General features: G+C 68.7%; 1 protein-coding gene and 1 pseudogene. One reads left to right on the top strand and one right to left on the bottom strand.

What is annotated here, in order from left to right:
• Nucleotides 1-119: 119 nt before the first annotated feature.
• Nucleotides 120-791, top strand: a pseudogene (locus F3J14_RS34730) (hypothetical protein); the annotation flags it as partial.
• 16 nt (nt 792-807) lie between these two features.
• Here F3J14_RS34730 and lnt read toward each other — a convergent pair.
• Nucleotides 808-1,765: apolipoprotein N-acyltransferase (gene lnt, locus F3J14_RS34725; protein ID WP_166726730.1), on the bottom strand; the 958-nt coding region annotated here is incomplete at its 5' end.

The following is a 1,765-nucleotide window of genomic DNA, read 5'->3' as shown; positions in this document are numbered from 1 at the left end:
CGCGCTGTCGTCGCGCCACGTACCGCCAGTCTGTAGGCGGGTGATGCGGGCGGCGGCACATAGGTCGGATCGAACAGTCCCGCAACGCTTTGCCCATCCCGCACGTGAATGCCCCACGAGGTGCGCATGCGGACGCGTTCAGCGCGGGCGGCAGCGTCGACGAACTGCCCGCCTTCGACTACGAAGTGCCGTTGATCGGGCTGCCGCTGATGCTCGGGATGGAGACGTCGACGCTCGGCGAGTCGGTGCCGTACCTGCATGCCGACCGCCACGCGCGCGACGCGTGGCGCGCGCGGCTCGCGGGCGATGGCCGGTTGAACGTCGGGCTCGTCTGGACGGGCAGTCCGGGACACCAGCGCAACCCGTTCCGGCGCGTCGGGCTCGATCGCTATGCCGATGCGTTTCGCGGTATCGAAGGCGTCACGTTCCATTCGCTGCAGCCGGGCGCGGACGCGGATGTCGCCGCGGCGCGCGCGGCCGGTTTCGCGATCAAGGATTACACGGCCGAACTGAAGAGCTTCGACGATACGGCCGCGTTCATCGGCGCGCTGGATCTGGTGATCACGGTGTGCACGTCGGTCGCGCATCTGGCGGGCGCACTGGGCGCGCGCACCTGGGTGCTGCTCGACGTGAATCCGCACTGGCCGTGGCTGCTCGAACGCACCGACAGCCCGTGGTATCCGACCGCCACGCTGTACCGGCAGCCGACGTTCGGCGCATGGGCGCCGGTGATGGAAGCGCTCGGGCGGGATCTGCGCGGCCTCGCCGCGGAGGCCAAGCGGCCGGCCTGAGCGGCCGGCCGATGCGTCACACGTTGGGGTTGTCGCCGGCCTTCGAGCCGTTGCGGCGGCGCAGGGCCGGCCCGAACGTGAAGCCGAACGCGAGCAGCACCAGCGATACCGCGAGCACGACGTTGTTGCCGCTCGTCACGTACGGCGTGAAGCCGCTCGTGCCTTCGATCCGCACGTCGAGCGAGCCGATCGTGAACGGTTTCAGCTGGCCGAGCACGCGGCCGTGTGCGTCGATCGCGGCCGTCATCCCGGTATTGGTCGAGCGCAGCATCGGCCGGCCCGTCTCGAGCGCGCGCATCCGCGCGATCTGCAGATGCTGGTCGAGCGCGATCGTGTCGCCGAACCACGCGAGGTTCGTCACGTTGACGAGCACGCCGGGCGGCTGCGGGTTGTCGCGGATCGTCGCGGCGATTTCCTCGCCGAACAAGTCCTCGTAGCAGATGTCGGCCATCACCGGCTGGTTGTGCACGAGGAACGGCTTCTGCACCGGCGCGCCGCGCGCGAAGTCGCCGAGCGGCATCTTCATCAGGTCGACGAACCACCGGAAGCCCCACGGGATGAATTCGCCGAAGGGCACGAGATGGTGCTTGTCGTAGTGATAGATATCGCGCGAATGCGGCGTCACGCCGTACAGGCTGTTCGTGTAGTCGACGTAACGGCCCTCCGGCGTCACCGACGCGCCGACCGCGCCGAACAGCACGGCCGTGCCCGTCGTGTCGCTGAACTTGCGGATCGCGACGGCGAACGGCTCGGGCAGCTCCTGGATCATCACCGCGATCGCGGTCTCCGGCGTGACGATCAGGTCGGCGGGCTTTTCGACGATCATCTGCTGGTACATCTTGATCGCCGCGTCGATGCCCTCCTGCTCGAACTTGATGTCCTGCTTCACGTTGCCCTGCAGCAGCCGCACGCTGAGCGGCGCGTTCGCGGGCACGGTCCACGTGGCCTGCGACAGCCCGATGCCGGCCGCGACA

This window comes from Burkholderia sp. Tr-862 (genome assembly GCF_011753085.1).
Taxonomy (GTDB): domain Bacteria; phylum Pseudomonadota; class Gammaproteobacteria; order Burkholderiales; family Burkholderiaceae; genus Burkholderia; species Burkholderia ambifaria.
The sequence above is the reverse complement of the archived record's forward strand: the minus strand, read 5'-3'. Positions and strand labels throughout refer to the sequence as shown.